Genomic DNA, 19,834 nt, shown 5'->3' with positions numbered 1-19,834 from the left:
TGGTCGCCCATGTCGTGGCCCAGGGTGTCGTTGAGGTCCTTGAAGTTGTCGAGGTCGATGAACAAGAGGGCGCCCAGGTTCCTGGTGCGCTGGCAGGCGGCGATGGAGCGCTGCAGGCGGTCCAGCAGCAGGCGGCGGTTGGGCAGGCCAGTGAGCGCGTCGTAGAACGCCAGGCGCTCGATCTCCTGCTCTGCGCGCTTGCGGTCGGTGATGTCCATGGTGAAGCCATGGGACACCACCGAGCCGTCGGGCTCGCGGTGCGGTATGGCGTTGGTCATGTGCCAGCGGATGCTGCCGTCGGGCATGCGCACGCGGTATTCGCACTGCCAGGGCACGAGCTTGCGCACCGAGGTGATGGCGGACCTCTGCACATGCGGCAGGTCCTCGGGCAGCACGCGCAGCATCAGCACCTCGTGGTCGGCCGTCACCTCGTGCGGCTCCACCCCCATGAACTCGCGCACCGCGTCGCTGATGTACTGAACGCTGGTGCTGCCGTCGGCATGCAGGCGGTATTCGTAGATGAAGCCGGGGATGCGGCTGGCGATGCGCTGGATGAAGAGCAGTTGCTCGCGCAGCTGTTCGGCCGCGCGGTGCTCGTCCGTCACGTCCTGCACCACGCCCATCACCACCTGCACGCCGTCGCGCGGCAGCGTGCGCTGCACGCGCGAACGCATCCAGCGCACCTCGCCATCGGGCCGGCGCCAGCGGTACTCCACATCCAGGCCCTGGCCGCGCTCGCGCACCTTGTCGAACACGCCGCGGTCCTCGGGCAGGATGCCGCTCACGGCGCGCTCGGGATCCACCCACTCCTGCTGCTCGAAGCCGGCGATGTTGCACAGGCCGGGCGACCACAGCAGCACGGTCTCGCCCGGGTCCTCGATGCGGCGCCAGTGCCCTGCGCGGGCCAGGCTTTCCATGGTGTTGAAGACGTCGGTCTGCTCGCGCAGCTCACGGCGCACTTCTTCGAGGGCGTGCTCGGCGTTGGCCAGCGCGGCACGCAGGGTCTCGGCCTCGGTGGCGTCGCGCACCGTGACGACGATGCAGTCCGTGGTCACGCGGCGCGCGGACAGGTCCCAGGCCAGCAGCAGGCGCCCGGCTTCGCGCACCACCTGGCGGCACTCCAGCGGCGCCCCCACGCGCACGACGCCGTGCAGCTGGTCCAGCAGCTGCGTGCCGGCCAGCAGGTCGAACACCTCGCTGGCGTCCGCACCGGGGTGGCGCACCGCACCGAGCCCCGGCATGCGGCGCGCGGCGGCGTTGGCGGCCAGCAGCAGCAGGCGGCCGCCCTGCAGCCGGAACTCCATCAGCGCCACCGGCACCGCATCCACCAGGGCCTGCAGGCGCGCCTGCGCCATGGGCTCGATGGCCCCTTCGCCAGCGGGAGCAAGAAGGTCGGTCAGCAGTTCGGACGAAATCACGGTCGGTCTGAAACCTCTGAAGGAAAGGGGCCTGCGCGCGCACAGCAGCCGGTTGCAAAGCCGTGGCGGCCACTGCGCCAGGCCATGGCACAGCATACAGGCAAGAGTATGTCAAAACGTAACACCATGACAAACAGACATGTAACCGCGTGAGGGGAAACCCCAGGGGTTGAATGGCTGGTCTCCCTGCATGTCCGAGACGTTGGAACACCACACACCCACGATGCTGCAGTACAGGTCAGCGACAGGGCATGCGGTTGTTGATCAGTGCCAGTGACGCCGTCCCCTCATTTTTTATAGTCTCCAACCTGTCACTCTTGCCCCTACCTTGTCAGTACCCATCCGCGTAGATTCTCCAAAGCTTGCCAAACGCTCGTGCATCAGCGATATTCGCAATTCACGAATAGCGAATTCACATCGCCCATGGACCTCAAACCCCAAGACCTGCTGGTGCTGCTGAAGGTTGCAGCCCACCCGCCCCAACGGTGGCCATACGCCGCCTTGGGCGAGGCGCTGAGCATGAGCGCTTCGGAAGCGCATGCCAGCGTGAAGCGGGCCGTGGCATCAGGCCTCGCTGTGGCGCCGTCACGCGTCGAATGGTCACCGGTCCGGCCGAACCTGCTCGAGTTCATGCTGCATGGCGTGCGCTACGTCTGGCCGGCCACGATGGGCCCCGTCAAGCGCGGTGTCCCGACGGCATTCGGAGCCGAGCCGCTGGCCAGCCAGTTGACAGTTGCGCAAGGAGAGGCGCCCGTGTGGGCACATCCTGACGGCAAGGCCAAGGGACCGACGCTGTCACCGCTCTACCGCACCGCTGCGCAGGCGGCTCTGGCCGACCCGTCGCTCCATCGCCTGCTGGCCTTGCTCGATGCCTTGCGCACAGGCAGGGCGCGCGAGCGCAACCTTGCTGCCCAACTCCTGGAGGCCGAACTGATGCGCTTACACGCTGAGGCACCCGATGCGGGCCGATGATCCGAATCTGCCGCAGCTCCGCCAGATCGCCGAGGCATTGGGCGATCTGCGTGAACAGGTGGTGTTCGTCGGCGGTGCCGTCGCCGGCCTGCTGGTGACGGACCCGCTGGCCGACCCGGTGCGCGCCACCCGCGACGTCGATGCGGTAGTGAACGCCAGTCGAGCCCTGTTTTATCGCATCGAGGAAGCCGTGGCGCAGCGTGGTTTCGCGCGCGATATGAGCAGCGATGTGATCTGCCGCTGGGTGCACAAGGAGTCGGGCCTCCTGCTCGACCTGATGCCGGTGCAGCCGCAGGTGCTGGGGTTCTCCAACCGGTGGTATCCGTATGCGGTTGAAAGTGCAGCGCCTGCGAATTTGGGATCGGGCATCACGATTCGGCTGGTCAGCGCCGTGGCCTTCGTGGCGACCAAACTGGAGGCCTTTGCAGGCCGCGGTGGCGGCGACTACCTGAGCAGCCACGACATCGAAGACGTGCTCAACATCGTCGATGGACGCGAGGAGCTGGCCAGTGAGATGGCTGTGGCGCCCGCCGCGCTGCGGCAGGCCGTGAGCACAGCGTTGACTCAACTGCTGGCGAGCCCGGACTTCGCGAACGTGCTGCCAGGCATGATTGCCGAGCCGCAGCGGTCCGGGTTGGTCCAGCAACGCCTGAAGGCCATGTGTCTGGGCGATGAGTTCGTCCAGCCGGGAGATTTCAGCGGGCACCCTCCTCGAAATCTGTAGGTGGTCCCAGGCCGCTGAAGCAGCCAAGAACGGATCACCTGCTGGCCGACATCTGGCGCATGAGCATTGAGGGCATCCGGCAGACGGTGTTGTCTTTCATAGATGCCGAGAACATCAGGATTTTTCACTGCAGTTCGAAGGCGGGCGCCAAGCGATAGCCAGATCAACGAAAATGCGCTTCGGTCCAAAACAGCCCCCTCCCCAAAGCATCGGCAGGGCTGACGGCAATGGAAAATCCCTGGCAATGCAAGACCAAGAAATAGCTGGTTAAGTTGTTGAACATACAAGACAAATCCCAAACACCCGCAGGGGAGCAGGACCTCGCCGGTCATACCCCCATGATGCAGCAATATCTAGCGCTCAAGGCCGGGTACCCCGACACGCTGCTGCTCTACCGCATGGGCGACTTCTACGAAGTCTTCTGGCAGGACGCCGAGAAGGCCTCGCGCCTGCTCGATATCACGCTCACGCAACGCGGCCAGTCGGGCGGGCAGCCGGTGCTGATGGCAGGCGTGCCCTTCCATGCGCTGGAGACCTACCTGGCGCGCCTGATCAAGATGGGCGAGTCGGTGGCCATTGCCGAGCAGGTGGGCGAGGTCGGCGCGGCCAAGGGACCGGTGGAGCGCAAGGTGGTGCGCGTGGTCACGCCCGGCACGCTGACCGACACCGAACTGCTGTCCGACAAATCCGAATCGCTGCTCATGGCCGTGCACCAGGCGCCCCGCGCGCGCTGCGGCCTGGCCTGGCTGAGCGTGACCCAGGGCCGCGTGTACCTGGCCGAATGCGCGCACGACGAACTGGGCGGCTGGCTGGCGCGCGTGGCCCCGAGCGAGCTGATCTACAGCGCCGGCGTGACCGAGCGCTTCGAGCAGCAACTGCAGGTGCTGCGCCAGGGCGGCGCCTTCACCTGCCCGATCAGCCTGCGCCCCGACTGGCAGTTCGACAGCGCCTTGGGCGAGCGCAAGCTGCTGGAGAACCTGGGCGCCGCCAGCCTGCAGGCCTGGGGCGCGCAGGACCTGGGCGAAGCGCACGCCGCCGCCGCCGGGCTGCTGGCGTATGCCGAGCACACGCAGGGCCGCACGCTCACGCACGTGCACAGCGTGCAGGTGCAGCGCGGCGACGACCTGATCGACCTGCCGGCCACCACGCGACGCAACCTCGAACTCGTCAAGACGCTGCGCGGCGACGATGCGCCCACCCTGTTCTCGCTGCTCGATACCTGCATGACCGGCATGGGCAGCCGCCTGCTCAAGACCTGGCTGCTCGAGCCCCAGCGCGACCGCGACCAGGCGCGCCAGCGCCTGTCGGCCACGACGGCGCTGCGCGGCGACGCGGGTGCCGGCGGGGGCAGCGGCCCGTGGTCCCTGCTGCGCGGCGAACTCAAGGGCGTGAGCGATGTGGAGCGCATCACCGCCCGCATCGCCCTGCGCCAGGTGCGCCCGCGCGAGCTGGTCGCCCTGTGCAAGACGCTACAAAAATCAGAGCACCTTGCGCTGTCCGGGCAAGCGCCAGAGCCCTATTTGATTCAAATCTTCAGCCACCTGCACCCGCCCGAGGGCTGCACCGCGCTGCTGTGCGCGGCCATCGACGAAGAGCCCGCGGCACTGGTGCGCGACGGCGGTGTGATCGCCAGCGGCTTCGACACCGAACTCGACGAGCTGCGCGCCATCCAGACCAACTGCGATGCCTTCTTGCTCGACCTGGAAACCCGCGAGAAAGCCCGCACCGGCATCCCCAACCTGCGCGTGCAGTTCAACAAGGTGCACGGCTTCTACATCGAGGTCACCAGCAGCCATGTGGACAAGGTGCCCGACGACTACCGCCGCCGCCAGACGCTGAAGAACGCCGAACGCTTCATCACGCCCGAACTCAAGACCTTCGAAGACAAGGCACTGTCGGCCAACGAGCGCGCCCTGTCGCGCGAGAAGTGGCTGTACGAGCAGATCCTGGACCAGCTGCAGCCCCACGTGCCCGCCCTCACCCGACTGGCCCAGGCCCTGGCCGCGCTGGACGTGCTGTGCACCCTGGCCGAGCGCTCGCTCACGCTCAACTGGTGCGCGCCCCAGTTCGTGCCCGAGCCCTGCATCGAGATCGAAAACGGCCGCCACCCGGTGGTGGAGGCGCGCCTGGCCGAGACATCCAGCGGCAGCTTCATCGCCAACCACACGCGCCTGAACGCCAACACGCGCATGCAGATCATCACCGGCCCCAACATGGGCGGCAAGAGCACCTACATGCGGCAGGTGGCGCTGATCGTGCTGCTGGCCTGCATGGGCAGCCACGTGCCCGCATCGCACTGCCGCCTGGGCCCCATCGACGCGATCCACACCCGCATCGGCGCGGCGGACGACCTGGCCAACGCGCAGTCCACCTTCATGCTGGAGATGACCGAGGCCGCGCAGATCCTGCACGCCGCCACGCCGCACAGCCTGGTGCTGATGGACGAGATCGGCCGCGGCACGAGCACCTTCGACGGCCTGGCGCTGGCCAGCGGCATCGCCACGCACCTGCACGACAAGACGCGCGCGTTCGCGCTGTTCGCCACGCACTACTTCGAACTGACCGAGCTGCCCGCCAAGGCACGCCACGCCATCAACATGCACGTGAGCGCCACCGAGTCCGGCGCGGACATCGTCTTTCTGCACGAGATCCAGCCCGGCCCCGCCAGCCGCAGCTACGGGATCCAGGTGGCCAAGCTGGCGGGCATGCCGTCCCCCGTGCTGCACCACGCCCGCCATGCCCTGGCCGCGCTGGAAGAGCGTGCGGGCGAAAACGATCTGCAGGTGGATTTGTTCGCCACGCCGGAGGCCCCCGAGGGCGCGGGCGCCAGCCCCATCGAAGCAGCCCTGGCGGGCATCCACCCCGACCAGTTGAGCCCGCGCGAGGCGCTGGACGCGCTTTACCAACTCAAGAAGATGCTGGCCAATTGAGTGTAAATGCCACCTGCCGCATGCCTGGCGTGCGCTGTCAGCTATTATTTCAATAGCAATTCACTCAAAACTGCGCCAGCGCCGTGCGGCGCGCAGGGCCTTGCACGGGCCATGCACCAACCTGGAGCGCAAGCCGGACTAAACTTGCGGGTTCCCCCACCCTAGACCCACCATCTGCTCCATGACGTATTGCGTCGCCATCAAACTCAACGCCGGGCTGGTTTTCCTGTCCGATTCCCGTACCAACGCCGGCCTGGACCAGATCAGTTCTTTTCGCAAGATGATGGTCTATGAGAAGGCGGGCGACCGCTTCATGGTGCTGCTGTCGGCCGGCAACCTGTCCATCTCCCAATCGGTGCGCGAAATCTTGCAGACCGAGCAGCTCAAGGACGGGGACTCGGGCGAGACCATCTCCATCTGGAACGCCAAGAGCATGTTCGACGCCGCCCGCGTGCTGGGCGCTGCGGTGCGCCATGTGCACGAGCGCGACGGCCTGGCGCTCAAGCGCTCGGGCGTCGACTTCAATGTGTCGATGGTGTTCGGCGGCCAGATCAAGGGCGAGGGCATGCGCCTGTTCCAGGTCTACTCGGCCGGCAACTTCATCGAGGCCACGTCCGAGACGCCGTACTTCCAGGTGGGCGAGTCCAAGTACGGCAAACCCGTGCTCGACCGGGTGCTCACGCCCGAAACGCCGCTGGACGAAGCCGCCAAGTGCGCGCTGGTGTCCATGGACAGCACGCTCAAGTCCAACCTGTCGGTGGGACTGCCGCTGGACCTGGTGGTCTACGAGGTCGACCGCTTCTCCACCGAGAAGGTGGTCTGCATCGACGAGAACAACCCGTACTTCCGCATGCTGCACGACAACTGGGGCCAGAAGCTGCGCGAGGTGTTCGACAGCATCGAGGACCCGGCCTGGGGCGGCGGTGCCACCAACGTTCCCATCATGGTGAACCCTGCGCGCAGCAAGCCGCTCAAGAAGATCACCAACCACCTGGACAAGCTCATCTGACCTGCCCTGCGCGCCCCGTCCGGGGTGCCGGCTGCAGCCCTTGCTCCCTGCGCGTACCTCCATGCTCCCCATCGTTTTCTCGCACGCCAACAGCTTTCCGGCGTGCACCTACCGCGTCCTCTTCCAGCACCTGAAGGCCCGCGGCTTCGAGGTGCATGCCGTGGAGCGGTACGGCCACGAAGCGCAGTACCCCGTCACCAACAACTGGCCGCACCTGGTGCAGCAGCTGGCCGACTTCGCCACGCCGCAGGTGCAGCGCCTGGGCCAGCCGGTGTTTCTGGTGGGGCATTCGCTCGGCGGCTTTCTGAGCGTGATGGCTGCCGCGCGCCACCCCGAGCTGGTGCGGGGCGTGCTCCTGATCGACTCGCCGCTGCTGGGCGGCTGGAAGGCCAATGCCGTCGACGTGGCCAAACGCACGCAGGTGGTGGGCTCGATCTCGCCGGGCAAGATCAGCCGGCAGCGCCGCTTCAGCTGGGCCAGCAACGACGAGGCGCTGGAACACTTTCGCAAGAAAAAGGCGTTCGCGCGCTGGGACCCGGAGGTGTTGCACGACTACGTCACCCACGGCCTGGTGGACCACGACGGCAAGCGCATCCTGGGGTTCGACCGCGCGGTGGAAACCGCCATCTACAACACGCTGCCGCACAACCTGGGCCGGCTGCTGGCCGCGCACCCGCTGCAGTGCCCCGCCGCCTTCATCGGCGGGCGCGACTCCGAAGAGATGAAGCAGGTGGGCATGGCCCTGACCCTGCGCATCACGCAGGGCCGCACGATGATGCTGGACGGCAGCCACCTGTTCCCGATGGAGCAGCCGGTGGCCACCGCGGCGGCCATCGAGGCCTCCTTACTCAATCTCGCTTCGCTGAAAGCCCTGACCTCGTGATGCGCTGAGCCGGCACGTGTGACGCTGATATAACACCAAAACGGCCCGCAAAAGTACCGAAAAGGCACTGAGGTTTCTGCAAAAACAAGGGGCGCGAATCACGGGCGCATCCTCTACACTGGGGGTTTGTTACAGCGTGATACACCCCACATGCCTGCAAAGACTCCCCTGACTGCCCGACTGCCCGCGGTGACCTTCGCGTTGCTGGCGGCATTCCTGGTGGTCACGGCCTTGCGCACGCACAACGACACCACCATTGCCATCGTCACTGCGTCGGTGCTCATGTTCGCGTGCTGCTGGGCCAGTGCCACCCATTTGCTCGGCGCCCGCCCGGCGCTGCAGTTCGTGCTGATCGCGGTGAGCCTGGGCTGGTTCGCCGAGCAGATGGGCAGCACGCACGGCTGGTTCTTCGGGCACTACACCTACACCGATGTGCTGGGGGCCCGGCTCGTCAACGTGCCCATCGTCATCCCCATGATGTGGTTCTCGCTCACCTACGCAGGCTACGTGATCGGCAACCTGATCGTGTGGCAGTCGCCAGTGGACGGCGCGCCGGGGCTCGGCAATGCGGCCATGCTGTCGTTCCTGGCCGCGATGATCGTCACCGCGTTCGATCTGGGCGCCGACCCCTACCTCGTCTACACGCTCAAGGCCTGGATCATGGCCAAGACCGACGGCGCCTGGTTCGGCGAGACCGTGCAGGGCTTTTTCGGCTGGGTGTTCGTCGCCTTCTGCATCATCTTCAGCTTTCGCCTGTCGGTGCGCCGCCGCCCGCTGCAGCCCGTGAGCCCCTTCCTGCGGCGCCACGCGCTGGTCCCGCTGGCCATCTACGCGTCCGGCATGGTGTTCCAGATGGTCCTGGGCAACCCGGTGGAGATCCGCTCGATCGCCCCGTTTGCCATGGGCATACCGTTGCTGTGCGCCATGGCGGGATTCCAGCGCTGGCGCACCCCCACAGAAGCCGCAGCATGAAGACAGCCACCATGACGAACTCCCGCCACTTCCCGCTTCCCGACGCCGAACTGGCCGGCATGCAGCACCACGCCGACCCGCTGGCCGACCAGACCATTGCCGACATGCTCGGCCCCTGGCCCCCCGGCATGGTGGATGCCGATGCCGAGCAATGGAAGCGCCTGGACACGGTGAACATCCTGCTGGGCCAATGGGCCGACAACGCGGGCATCGCGCAGTGGACGGTTGCGGTGGGCCCGGTGCATGGCACCGTGGGCGGCAAGCCGGCCGATGGCTATGTGGACCAGGCCATGGCCGATGCGCTGAACCACTATGTCCGCACCGCCCAGGTGCTGCCCGACTGGGCCGACGCCCGCCAGATCGAGCGCGCCGAAAAGCTGTTCATGGAGCACGGCGCGCTGTCGTGCATCCTGCTGTTTTGCGCCAGCCTGCCCGAGTGCTACGTGATTCCCGACCTGTCGGCCGTGCTGCACACCGCCGGGCAGCTGGAGCAGAACACCGAATACCGCATCCGCTCCACCGCCGCCATGATCTTTCCGGTGATGATGCACGGCGGCCTGAGCGAACGCGGTGCGGGCGTGGCGCAGGTGCTGAAGGTGCGGCTCATCCACGCCACCATCCGCAACCTCATCCTGCACGGCAGCCCGCAGCGTGCCGTGGACCATCTGAACGCGGGCGATGCCAGCGCCATCGCGCCCACGCCGCTGCCCGCCAGCGGCGGCCGCGGCGTCACCATGTTCCAGATGCTGCATGCGCGCGGCTGGGACGTGGCCGATGACGGCCTGCCCTGCAACCAGGAAGAGCTGGCCTACACGCTGCTGACCTTCGGCTATGTGTTCCTGCGCAGCCTGCACAAGCTGGGCATCGGACTGCCGCGCCACGAGGAAGAAGCCTACCTGCATGCCTGGAACGTGGTGGGCCACGTCCTGGGCATCGAACGCTCGCTGATGGTCGACACCATGGAGCAAGGCCAGGTGCTGATGGCGCAGATGCAGGCGCGCGGGCGCGCAGACCCGATCAGCCCCGATCCCCGCCCGGCCCTGGGCCAGGCGCTGATGCAGACCATGGCCAAGGCTTTGCCGTGGGACATCGTCAAACCCTTCCCCCAGCTCATGACCCGCTACCTGTGCGGGCGCGACACGGCCAGCGACCTGGGACTGACCCAGCCCGTGCCCTGGCCGTCGGCGCTGTTGTTCTGGGTGGTGCTGATCGCGGCGCGCGTGCTCGATGCGGTGGTGCGCCTGGCAATGCCCCGGTTCTCGATAGTCCGCGCCCTCACCCGCGTGCTGGGCTACCACTTCATGAGCCGGGTGCTCATGAGCCAGACACGGCCTTTGCAATTGCCGACCGCGCTGCTCAACCAGGTCGACGACGTGGTCCACAGCTGGAGCGACGACCCCAACGCACCCCGTTGGCTCAACCGCCTGGAAGACCGCCTCACCACGCACGGCAGCTGGAGCCTGGGCCTGGGCCGGACCGAGAAGGCGCAGGCCACGGGCTCCGCGCAGGCGCAGCGACCCGCGTAACCAGGGCCTCCCCACTGATGCACCTGTTGCTCCATGCCCTCCTGCTCCCGGCCCGGCTCTGGCGCGCGCATCGCGGCTTGGCACTCACCCTGCTGTGGCTGCTCGCACCCATGGCCGTGCCCGTGCAGGCACGGGCTGATGCGCCCCTGGTGCTGACGCAGGCCCGGCCCCAGGTGAATGCGTGGGAAGCCATCACCCTGCAGGCCGACCCCACGTACAGCCTCACGGCCGAGGACATGCTGGAACGCCTGGACGCGTTCGAGGCGCCCGCCCGGCGTGGTGGATCATTGGGTGTGCACAAGGCCGCGATGTGGCTGCGCATTCCCGTCATTGCGCCCGAGGCCCCGCGCACGCCCTGGGTGGTGGATCTGGGCTACAGCTCGCTGCAGGCCGAGATCTACCTGACCCGCGGCGGCCAGGTGATCCAGAGGCTGCGCACCCGCCAGCCGGGCGAGGGGCAGCTGTCCAGCCGCACCCCTGCGATGGCGTTCGAGCTGCAGCCCGGGCAACCGTACGACCTGCTGATCCGGGTGCAGGCGACGGGGCCGCTGATCCTGCCCATCACGGTGGGGGAGATGCCCTATCAGATGCATGCAGCCCTGAGCGAGCAGATGCTGCAGGGCCTGCTCAACGGGCTGGCGTTCTTCCTGCTCGCGTACAGCCTGGTCCAGTGGGTCACGCAGCGCGACCGGATGTTCGGCTTCTATGCGCTGGTGGTGCTGGGCAGCGCGATTTTTTCGCTGCAGTTCTTCGGCCTGGGCGCCCAGTTCCTGTGGCCCGACAATCTCTGGATGGGCCGGTATGCGGGCCTGGCAGCCGGGCTGATGGCCCTGGCGGGCTCGTTCCTGTTCCTGGGCCACACGCTGGCCGGCGACACACCGCACAGCCGGTACGCGCGCACCATGCGGGCGGGCGCGGCGATCACCGCCGCGGTGTGCGCCGCGCTCGTGCTCGGCTGGGTGAGCGTGCCCATCGGCATTGCCTACATGAGCCTGGCGGGTGCCCTGCCCTCCCTCATCAGCCTGCCCGCGGCCATCACGCGGGTGCGGCGCGGGGACCCGATCGGCGCCACCCTGCTGGCTGCATGGGTCGCGTTCGGCGTCGCCGCCGCAGTCATGGTGTGCCTGGTCCAGGGCTGGGTGCCCGCGAACTTCTGGACGCTGCATTCGTTCCAGTTCGGCGCCACCCTGGACATGCTGCTCTTCTTTCGCGTGCTGGGCCTGCGCGCCAACGCGGCCCAGGCACGCGCCGTGGAAGCCATGCAGGAGCGCGATCTGATGCGCTCGCTGGCCCACACCGACCACCTCACCGGCCTGAGCAACCGGCGCGGCCTGCAGCATGCGCTGCATTCCGCGCTGGCGCAGTGCTCCGAGCAGCGGCTGGTGGCGCTCTACCTCATGGACCTGGACGGGTTCAAGCCCGTCAACGATGCGCACGGCCACGACGTCGGCGACGACCTGCTGGTGGCCGTGGGCCACCGCCTGCAGCGCAGCGTGCGCCACCACTCGGACATGGTGGCCCGCATGGGCGGCGACGAGTTCATCATCATGGCGCAGGGCCTGGAAACACCGCAGCAGGCGCATGAGCTGGGCCAGGCGCTGCTGCGTGCCTTCGAGCAGCCGTTCAGCCTGAGCCACTTGCGGCTGCACGTGGGGCTCACGGCAGGCTATGCCATCGCGCCGCTGGACAGCGCAGACCCGCAGGTGCTGCTGCGCCTGGCCGATGCAGCCATGTACGCCGGCAAGCAAGACGGCAAGCGCACGGTACGCCGTGGCCGCAACGACCTGGCGCCGGCCACCTGAACGAGACAGCCACACCACCTGCAACCCCGCGACCCTGCTGCCTCCTATACTGCCCAAGCGTCGATCCACACCATGCGCACCGTCCCCCTCTTGCTGCCGTGGCAACGGTTGCCGGCCCTCCTCAGGCGCTGGATGATGGGCTGCGTTCTGGTGTGGCTGTCGGTGGGGTGCCACGGCAGCTGGGCGCAGGGCGACGGCAACGGCCACGGCAGCCGCATCCTGCTGCGCGACGAGGTGCACTCGCACGAAGCCTGGCCCGCCGTCACCATCCTGAACGACGCGTCGCGCGTGCTGTCGGTGGACGACGTCATGCGGCGCACCGCCGAGTTCGCCGCGCCCCCGCGCAGCAGCGGAACGCTGGGCGTGCGCACCGACGCAGTGTGGGTGCGCGTGCCGGTCAGCGTGGCGCCCAGCTCCGACGGCACCTGGGTGCTGGACATCGACTACCCTGTGCTGCAGCGCATCGAGGTCTACCTGACCCATGGGGGCCACGTGACCCAGCAGGCCACGCTCGGCAGCCTGCAGCCGTTCTCGCAGCGCCCGCTGCGCACCCGCACGCATGCCCTGCCGCTCCTGATGCAGCCGGGCCACCACTACGACCTGCTGCTGCGCGTGGAGACCACCGGCGCGATGGTGCTGCCCATCACGCTCAACAAGCCCACCGCATGGCACAGCGCCGCCATGAACGAGCAAATGCTGCAGGGCATCCTGACCGGCCTGGCGCTGTGCCTGTTGATCTACAGCCTGGCGCAGTGGATCAACCTGCGGGACATCCTGTTCCTGCAGTACGCGCTGCTCATCACCGGCAGCACGCTCTTTTCGCTGCACCTGTTCGGCCTGGGATCGCAGTACCTCTGGCAGGACAACATCTGGCTCGAGCTGCATGCCGCAGGCCTGTCGGCGCTGATGGCCACCTGCGGGTCGTTCCTCTTCATCAGCCAGGCCCTCGTGGGCCACCGGCCGCAAAGCCGGCTGCTGCGCGCCATGCGGGCCGGCGCGGTGCTGTGCGCGCTGCTGGCCGTGGTGCATGCGCTGGACGTGCTGAGCACCGCGGCCATCGCCGCCGTGGTGAGCATCCTCGGGCTGGTCCCGGCGCTCATGGGCATCCCCGGCGCCGTGCGCCGCGCGCGGCAGGGCGACCCGGTGGGCACCAGCCTGCTGCTGGCCTGGCTGATCTACTTTGCCGCCACCGCCACGGTGATCGGCGTCATCCGCGGCTGGGTGCCGGTGAACTTCTGGACCATGCACTCGTTCGGCTTTGGCGCCACGCTGGACATGCTGCTGTTCATGCGGGTGCTGGGGGTGCGCACCAAGGCGCTGCGCACCGAGGCCATCGACGCCAACCGCGAACGCGATGCCATGCGCTCCCTGGCCCACACCGACCCGCTCACCGGGCTGCCCAACCGGCGCGGGCTGAACATCGCGCTGGCCTCGGCCCTGCCTCGGTGCGGCCCCGACAAGCTGCTGGCGGTGTACGTGATGGACCTCGACGGCTTCAAGCCCGTCAACGACCGGCACGGCCACGATGTGGGCGACGAGCTGCTGGTGGCCGTCACGCGCCGCCTGCAGGGCCACCTGCGGCAAAGCGACGTGGTGGCGCGCCTGGGCGGCGACGAGTTCGTGGTGATGACGGGCGACCTGGGCAATGCACAGCAAGCCCACGAGCTCGGGCTCAAGCTGCTCGATGCCTTTCGCTCGCCGTTCTCGCTGGGCCAGCTGCAGGTGCAGGTGGGCCTGACCATCGGCTACGCGCTGGCGCCGGAGGACAGCAACGACGCCGTGGGCCTGCTCAAGCTCGCCGATGCGGCCATGTACAGCGGCAAGCAGGGCGGCAAGTTCTGCCTGCGGCGCAACACCGGCGACCTGGCGCTGTCGTCGTCCTGACCTGCGTTGCACCGGCCCCGCGGCGGGCCGCCGACCCCTCGCATGCACTGCGCGGGCAACAGCGGTCATTCAGCACTGGTCAAAACCCACGGCCTGCGATAAACACGGGGCTCCCTTTCACTCTGGAGGATAGTTCGCCATGCCCCATCGCAAGAGCCCTGCCCGTCACGCCAAGGACGAACGCATCGCACTTTTCAGGTCACACGCCGCATTGAACACGGCCGCCGTGGTTGCCGGCGACGGCGCCGGTGAAGCCATCTCGTGGGAGGCCATCGCCGAACTCGAATACAACATCGTCGGGCGCGTGGTGCTGCCGTCGGACCGCAACTACGACAAGGACCGGCAGGAGTCGAACCCCGCGTTCCAGGCCTACCCCCAGGTCATCGTCTACTGCGTGTGCGAAGGCGACGTGCTCGAATGCCTGGCCGTGGCGCGCAAGTACCGGCTGTGGGTGGCGGTGCGCAGCGGCGGCCACAGCACGGCAGGCTACTCGGTCAACAGCGGCATGGTGATCGACCTGAGCGGCATCTCGGGCGTCACGCTCGACCCGCTGGCCCGGCGCGTGCATGTGCTGCCCGGCACCGACTTCGACACCTTCAACGGTGCCATGAGGGGCACCGGCTGGCACGTGCCCACCGGCGCCTGCGGCAATGTGCGCGTGGGCGGCTTCGTGCAGGGCGGTGGCTTCGGCTACACCTCGCGGGCCTTCGGCATCCAGAGCGACATGGTGGAATCCTTCCGCGTGGCGCTGGCCGACGGCAAGATCGTGCTGGCCAGCGCGGCCGAAAACCCCGAGCTGTACTGGGCGATGCGCGGCGGCACCGGCGGCAACTTCGGCGTGCTGCTGCAGGTGACCTACCGCATGGTGCGCCTGGACGACGTGTGGGCCTGGGCCATCAGCTGGGACGAGGCCCATGCCGCCGAAGTCCTCACCCTCATGCAGCGCGACTTCATGAAGACCGGCGCGCCCGATGCGCTGGGCTACATGATGAACCTGGGCTACCAGAACGGCGTGCCCGTGTACATGGTGCAGGGCATGTACACCGGACCGCGCGATGCGGGCCTGGCAGCCATCGCGCCGCTGCTGGCCGTCCCCAGTGCGAAGCTGCTGGTGGACAAGACCGGCAGCTACCCGGCCATGAACACCTGGCTCGAAGACCACCCCTACACCCTGCCCGACAACCTGCCCAATGGCGTGGCCGAGTCCAAGGCCAGCGGCTACATCAGCGCGCGCCTGAGCACCGCCGACTGGCAGCGCATCATCGACTACTTCAAGACCTCGCCCAACACCTGGTCGCTGGCCTACCTGGAGGCCTACGGCGGCGCCATCAACCGCTACCCGGTGGAAGACAGCGCCTTCATCCACCGCAGCGCAGATGCCGACCTGGTGGTGGACGTGTTCTGGCGCAACCCGGCCGAGCGGGCGCAGATGGAGGCCTGGCTTGACGGCTTCATGGCGCTGGTCAAGCCGTTCCTCAACGGCCACGTCTACCAGAACTACCCCGACGGCAGCCTGGAGAACTTCGCCGACGCCTACTGGGGCCCGGCCTACCCGCGGCTGCGCAAGGTGAAGGCGCAGTACGACCCGACCAACTTCTTCCACTTCGCGCAGAGCATCGCGCTGCCGGGGTAGCAGCAGCTTGCCGCCAGGGCCCAGCGCCCTGGCGTTGCGTTGCGTTGCGTGGTGTTGTGTGGTGTGGCAGGTCACGGCCCGGCACTGGCCCCGGCCCGGGCGCCCTGCCCGCCGGCCAGCCGGCGAATCAGCCCGCGTCCGCGTCTGCGTCCGCGTAGTGCAGGCGCCCCTTGCCCGCGCGCTTGGCGCTGTACATGGCCTGGTCGGCGCGGTTGATGAGATCGTCGATGTGGCCGCCCAGCGGTGGGCACACGGCCACGCCGATGCTCGCGCCGATGGACAGCTCCCGCCCGTCCACCAGCATGGGCTGCTGCAGCGCCTCCAGCAGCCGGTGGCCGATGGTGTCCGTCACGTCGCGGGTGACGTCGTGCTCCAGCATCACCAGGAACTCGTCTCCCCCCAGGCGCGCCATGGTGTCGCCGGACCGCACGGTGCCGGCGATGCGCCGCGCCACGATGCGCAGCACCTCGTCGCCCGCGCGGTGGCCCTCGGTGTCGTTCACGCTCTTGAAGCCGTCCAGGTCGATGAACAGCAGCGCCACGCAGCCCACGCTGCGCGCGGGCTCCAGGGCTTTTTCCAGCTGGGCCTGGAAGGCCGCCCGGTTGAGCAGGCCGGTGAGCGAATCGTGGTTGGCCAGGTAGTGGTGCTGGCGCGCGATCTCGATCTTGGCGGACACGTCCTCGACCAGCGCCATGATCGATGTGACCTGCCCCTCGGCATCGGTCAGCGCCGAGTTGAACCACTCGCAATGCACCTCGGACCCGTCGTCGCGCGTGAAGGAAGTCTCGGCCCGGTTTTGCGACTCCTGGCCCGACTGCAGGCGCTGCAGGGCCAGCTGCAGGGTCGCATCCGCGGGCGAGAGGTCCAGCAACTCGTTGAGCAACTGCCCTTGCAGGTCCGCCACATGCAGCCAGCCCATGAGCTGTACCGCGCGCTGCGAGCAGTGCAGCAGCCGCAGGTTGTGGTCCATTTCCAGCACCGCCAGCGGGCTGTTTTCCATGTGCGAGGACAGGCGCTGGTTGGCGGCGCGCAGCGCGTCCATGGTGACCTGCAGCTCGTGCACATCGAGTGCGGTGGTGATGAAGCCCTCGATGGAGCCTTCACGGTTGTGCCAGGGCGTCAGGCAGATGGTGCGCCACTCGTCAAAGCCGTAGGGCGTGCGCAAAAGACGCTGGTACTGAACCCGCTCACCCGACAGAACGCGGGCGACGAAGGGCATGAATGCGGTGACCGCCGCATCGCCGTACATGTTGGTCAACGACTTGCCCGCCAGTTGCTCCGGCACGGTGCCGAACCAGCGCGCGTATTCATCGTTGACATACAGCATCGTGAGGCTGCGGTCCACCACCGCCATGGTGGCGCCAGCGCTGCGCGTGATCACATCAAGCAACTCGTCCTTGGACAGGCTGTGCCCGGGGGCGATGGCCCGATAGTCGGACAACTCTGGATCGTCTTGCATCATGCGGCGAAAGCCCCAGCGGGGCAGGGTCATCGGTGGAACGCCCCGCGCGCCAGCCCTCCAGGAAGGTCACCGCCGCGCGCCTCGGCCCCTGCGCCGAGCGGCAGGGTGTGCCATCAGCTTATCACTTTCGTCCCATAACCAATCCGAGTGAATGCGCAGCCGTCAATCCGCCCACTGCACCCAGCCCGTCCAGGCGGTCACCAGCACGATGATGCCGAACACGATGCGGTAGTACGCGAACGGCACGAAGCTGTGGCTGCTGATGTAGCGCAGCAGCCAGCGCACGCACAGCCAGGCGCTGATGAACGAGAACACCAGCCCGACCGCGAACATCGGAATGTCGGCCGCCGACAGCAGCGCGCGCTCCTTGTACAGGCTGTACACCCCCGCACCGATCAGCGTGGGGATGGCCAGGAAGAACGAGAAGTCCGTCGCCGCCTTGCGCGACAAGCCCAGCAGCATGCCGCCGATGATGGTGGCGCCGCTGCGGCTGGTGCCGGGCACCATCGCCAGGCACTGCACCAGGCCGACCTTGAGCGCATCGAGCGGCGTCATCTCGTCCACCGTCTGGATGCGCGTGGCGGCCGGCGAGCGCCGCTCGGCCCACAGGATGATGAAGCCGCCCAGGATGAAGGTGCTGGCCACCACCACCGGCGTGAACAGGTGCGCCTTGATCATCTTGCCGAACAGCAGGCCCAGCACCACGGCGGGCAGGAAGCCGATGAACACGTTGAGCGCGAACCGCTGGGCCTGGCGCTCGGTGGGCAGGGCCACCAGCGTCTCGCGGATCTTCTGCCAGTACACCAGGATGACGGCGAAGATGGCGCCCGTCTGGATGGCGATGTCGAACACCTTGGCCTTGGCATCGTCGAAGCCCAGCAGCGAGCCCGCCAGGATCAGGTGCCCCGTGGAGGAAATGGGCAGGAACTCGGTCAGGCCCTCGACCACACCCATGATGGCGGCCTTGACCAGCAATAGAACGTCCACGCGCACTCCTTAAGGAAAATTTAAGCCAAATCGGGCTCCACCGCTTGCCTGGCAAGCGCTAGCAGCTATCAAAACAGGAGTATATGCGCAGCGGGCCTGTGGCGGGCCCGCGCAGGCCCCAGCCCCCTCAGGGCCGGGACTGCGGTAGCGTTTGAGCCGGAGCCTGCTGCTGCTCCTGCCACGGCGCCTGCCACCCGCCGCCGAGCGCCTGCACCAGCGTCACCGCCGCCAGCTGGCGGTTGACCTGCAATTGCAGCAGCGCGCGCTGCGCCGACAGCGCCGAGACCTGGGCCGTGACCACCTCGGTGTAGCCCACCTGCCCTTCGCGGTAGCGGTTGAGCAGCTGCTGCGCCGTGCGCTCCGCCGCGGCCACCGCCTCGCGGCGCAGGGGCTCCTGCTCCTGCAAGGTGCGCAGCACCGTGAGCTGGTCTTCCACCGTCTGGAAGGCCGTGAGCACCGTCTGGCGGTAGACCGCCACGCGGCCCTCGCGCGCGGCCTGGGCTTCTTCCACCCGGGCCGCCGTGGCGCCGGCATCGAAGATCGTCTGCGCCACCGACAGGCCCAGCGACCACACCAGTGTGGATGCCTTGAACAAATCGGCCACGCTGCTGCCGCCACTGCCCACCGACCCGCCCAGACTCAGGTTCGGGAAGTACGCGGCGCGCTGAATGCCGATCTGCGCATTGGCCGCCGCCACCGCGCGCTCGCCCGCTGCGATGTCGGGCCGGCGCTGCAGTAGCGTCGAGGGCACCCCCAGCGGCACGTCGGGCACCGCAGCCACCCACTGCGCACGCGCCAGCGAAAAGTCGGCCGGGGCGCGCCCGGTCAGCACGGCCAGCGCATGCTCGAAGCGCGCCCGGTTCTGCCGCACGGTGGCCAGGTCGGCGCGCGCGTTGGCCAGCTGGGTCTGCGCCTGCAGCACGTCGGTCTGCGCCACCACCCCGGCACCGTAGCGGTTGCGCACGATCTGCAGGCTGCGCTCGTAGCCCTCCACCGTGGCCTGCAGCAGCTCGATCTCCGCATCCGCCTCGCGCAGCTGGAAGTACGCCGAGGCCAGCGTGCCCACGGCCGACAGACGCGCCGAGGCCAGGTCGGCCTCGCTCGCCTGCGCGCTGGCCTGGGCGCCGGTGACGCCGCTTTGCAGTCGGCCCCAGAGGTCCGGCGCCCAGTCGACCCCCAGCGATGCCTGGGTGGTCAGGCCCGAGCGGGCGGCGCCCTCGCCGCCGGTGCGCGTGGCACCGCCCGACAGGCTCACCGAGGGGAACAGCCCTGCCCGCTGCTGCCGCACCACGGCCTGCGCCTGCGCATAGGCGGCCACGGCCGCGGCGATGTTCTGGTTGGACAGCTGCACCTGCTCGGCCAGGCGGTTGAGCTCGGCGTCCTGGAACAGCTCCCACCAGGGGCCGCGGTCCAGCGCGTCGGCAGGCGCCGCGGGTGCCCAGGTGGCACCGGCCTCCTTGAACGACGCGGGCACCGCCATCTCGGGCTGCTGGTAGGGCGGCGTGACCGAGCAGGCGGACAGCAGGGCAGCGGCTGCCAGCACCAGTGCCAGCGTGGTCGGGCGGGCCAGGGGGGGCCGGGCGGCGTGCGCGCCGGGTGTGAGCGGGGCGTGGAGATGTGTCATGGGCACCG

The 19,834-nt window shown here is 68.2% G+C and carries 14 protein-coding genes; 10 read left to right on the top strand and 4 right to left on the bottom strand.

From position 1 onward, the window contains the following. Positions 1 to 1,418, bottom strand: a 1,418-nt coding sequence (locus tag ASG27_RS24945; protein WP_235508476.1) for a PAS domain-containing protein, incomplete at its 3' end; no start/stop codon positions are given. Between the two features lie 423 nt (positions 1,419 to 1,841). Between ASG27_RS24945 and ASG27_RS24940 the strand changes: the two genes are divergently transcribed. The 10 genes from ASG27_RS24940 to ASG27_RS24895 all read left to right on the top strand — a co-directional run bounded on the left by ASG27_RS24940 (position 1,842) and on the right by ASG27_RS24895 (position 15,753). Further along, positions 1,842 to 2,390: a hypothetical protein gene (locus ASG27_RS24940; protein ID WP_056413100.1), complete on the top strand. Its 549-nt coding sequence runs from the start codon at positions 1,842 to 1,844 to the stop codon at positions 2,388 to 2,390. Beyond that, positions 2,377 to 3,114 (top strand): hypothetical protein, encoded by a 738-nt coding sequence (locus tag ASG27_RS24935; protein ID WP_200912395.1) that lies wholly within the window; start codon positions 2,377 to 2,379, stop codon positions 3,112 to 3,114. The genes ASG27_RS24940 and ASG27_RS24935 overlap by 14 nt, the downstream gene beginning before the upstream one ends. A 338-nt stretch (positions 3,115 to 3,452) precedes the next feature. Next, positions 3,453 to 6,044 (top strand): DNA mismatch repair protein MutS, encoded by a 2,592-nt coding sequence (gene mutS, locus ASG27_RS24930; protein ID WP_056413097.1) that lies wholly within the window; start codon positions 3,453 to 3,455, stop codon positions 6,042 to 6,044. Between the two features lie 181 nt (positions 6,045 to 6,225). Next, positions 6,226 to 7,053: a proteasome-type protease gene (locus tag ASG27_RS24925; RefSeq protein WP_056413095.1), complete on the top strand. Its 828-nt coding sequence runs from the start codon at positions 6,226 to 6,228 to the stop codon at positions 7,051 to 7,053. 61 nt (positions 7,054 to 7,114) lie between these two features. Beyond that, entirely contained in the window at positions 7,115 to 7,936 is an 822-nt protein-coding gene (locus tag ASG27_RS24920; protein WP_056413092.1) for an alpha/beta fold hydrolase, read from the top strand. A 150-nt stretch (positions 7,937 to 8,086) separates the two neighbouring features. Beyond that, positions 8,087 to 8,908, top strand: a complete 822-nt coding sequence (locus ASG27_RS24915) for a carotenoid biosynthesis protein (RefSeq protein ID WP_056413089.1) — start codon at positions 8,087 to 8,089, stop codon at positions 8,906 to 8,908. Then, positions 8,905 to 10,434, top strand: a complete 1,530-nt coding sequence (locus tag ASG27_RS24910) for an oxygenase MpaB family protein (protein ID WP_235503942.1) — start codon at positions 8,905 to 8,907, stop codon at positions 10,432 to 10,434. The genes ASG27_RS24915 and ASG27_RS24910 overlap by 4 nt, the downstream gene beginning before the upstream one ends. A 17-nt stretch (positions 10,435 to 10,451) precedes the next feature. Next, a complete protein-coding gene (locus ASG27_RS24905; protein ID WP_056413085.1) occupies positions 10,452 to 12,236 on the top strand; it encodes a diguanylate cyclase in 1,785 nt (594 codons plus the stop codon). 72 nt (positions 12,237 to 12,308) lie between these two features. After that, on the top strand, positions 12,309 to 14,120 hold the full coding sequence (locus ASG27_RS24900; RefSeq protein ID WP_235503940.1) for a diguanylate cyclase: 1,812 nt from the start codon (positions 12,309 to 12,311) through the stop codon (positions 14,118 to 14,120). Between the two features lie 139 nt (positions 14,121 to 14,259). Further along, positions 14,260 to 15,753 (top strand): FAD-binding oxidoreductase, encoded by a 1,494-nt coding sequence (locus ASG27_RS24895; RefSeq protein WP_056413080.1) that lies wholly within the window; start codon positions 14,260 to 14,262, stop codon positions 15,751 to 15,753. Positions 15,754 to 15,880: 127 nt separating this feature from the next. Here the strand turns inward: ASG27_RS24895 and ASG27_RS24890 are convergent, their stop codons facing one another. The 3 genes from ASG27_RS24890 to ASG27_RS24880 form a co-directional block, all read right to left on the bottom strand. Further along, the gene (locus tag ASG27_RS24890) at positions 15,881 to 17,215 is read right to left on the bottom strand and encodes a diguanylate cyclase domain-containing protein (RefSeq protein WP_156370450.1); all 1,335 of its coding nucleotides are present in this window, start codon (positions 17,213 to 17,215) and stop codon (positions 15,881 to 15,883) included. Between the two features lie 162 nt (positions 17,216 to 17,377). After that, on the bottom strand, positions 17,378 to 18,202 hold the full coding sequence (locus ASG27_RS24885; protein WP_056413153.1) for an undecaprenyl-diphosphate phosphatase: 825 nt from the start codon (positions 18,200 to 18,202) through the stop codon (positions 17,378 to 17,380). A 127-nt stretch (positions 18,203 to 18,329) separates the two neighbouring features. After that, complete coding sequence (locus tag ASG27_RS24880) at positions 18,330 to 19,826, bottom strand: efflux transporter outer membrane subunit (RefSeq protein ID WP_082485766.1); 1,497 nt, start codon at positions 19,824 to 19,826, stop codon at positions 18,330 to 18,332. Positions 19,827 to 19,834: the final 8 nt, after the last annotated feature.

It is taken from the genome of Acidovorax sp. Leaf191 (assembly GCF_001424425.1).
Taxonomy (GTDB): Bacteria; Pseudomonadota; Gammaproteobacteria; order Burkholderiales; family Burkholderiaceae_C; genus Acidovorax.
This window is presented reverse-complemented; position numbering and strand designations above follow the sequence as displayed.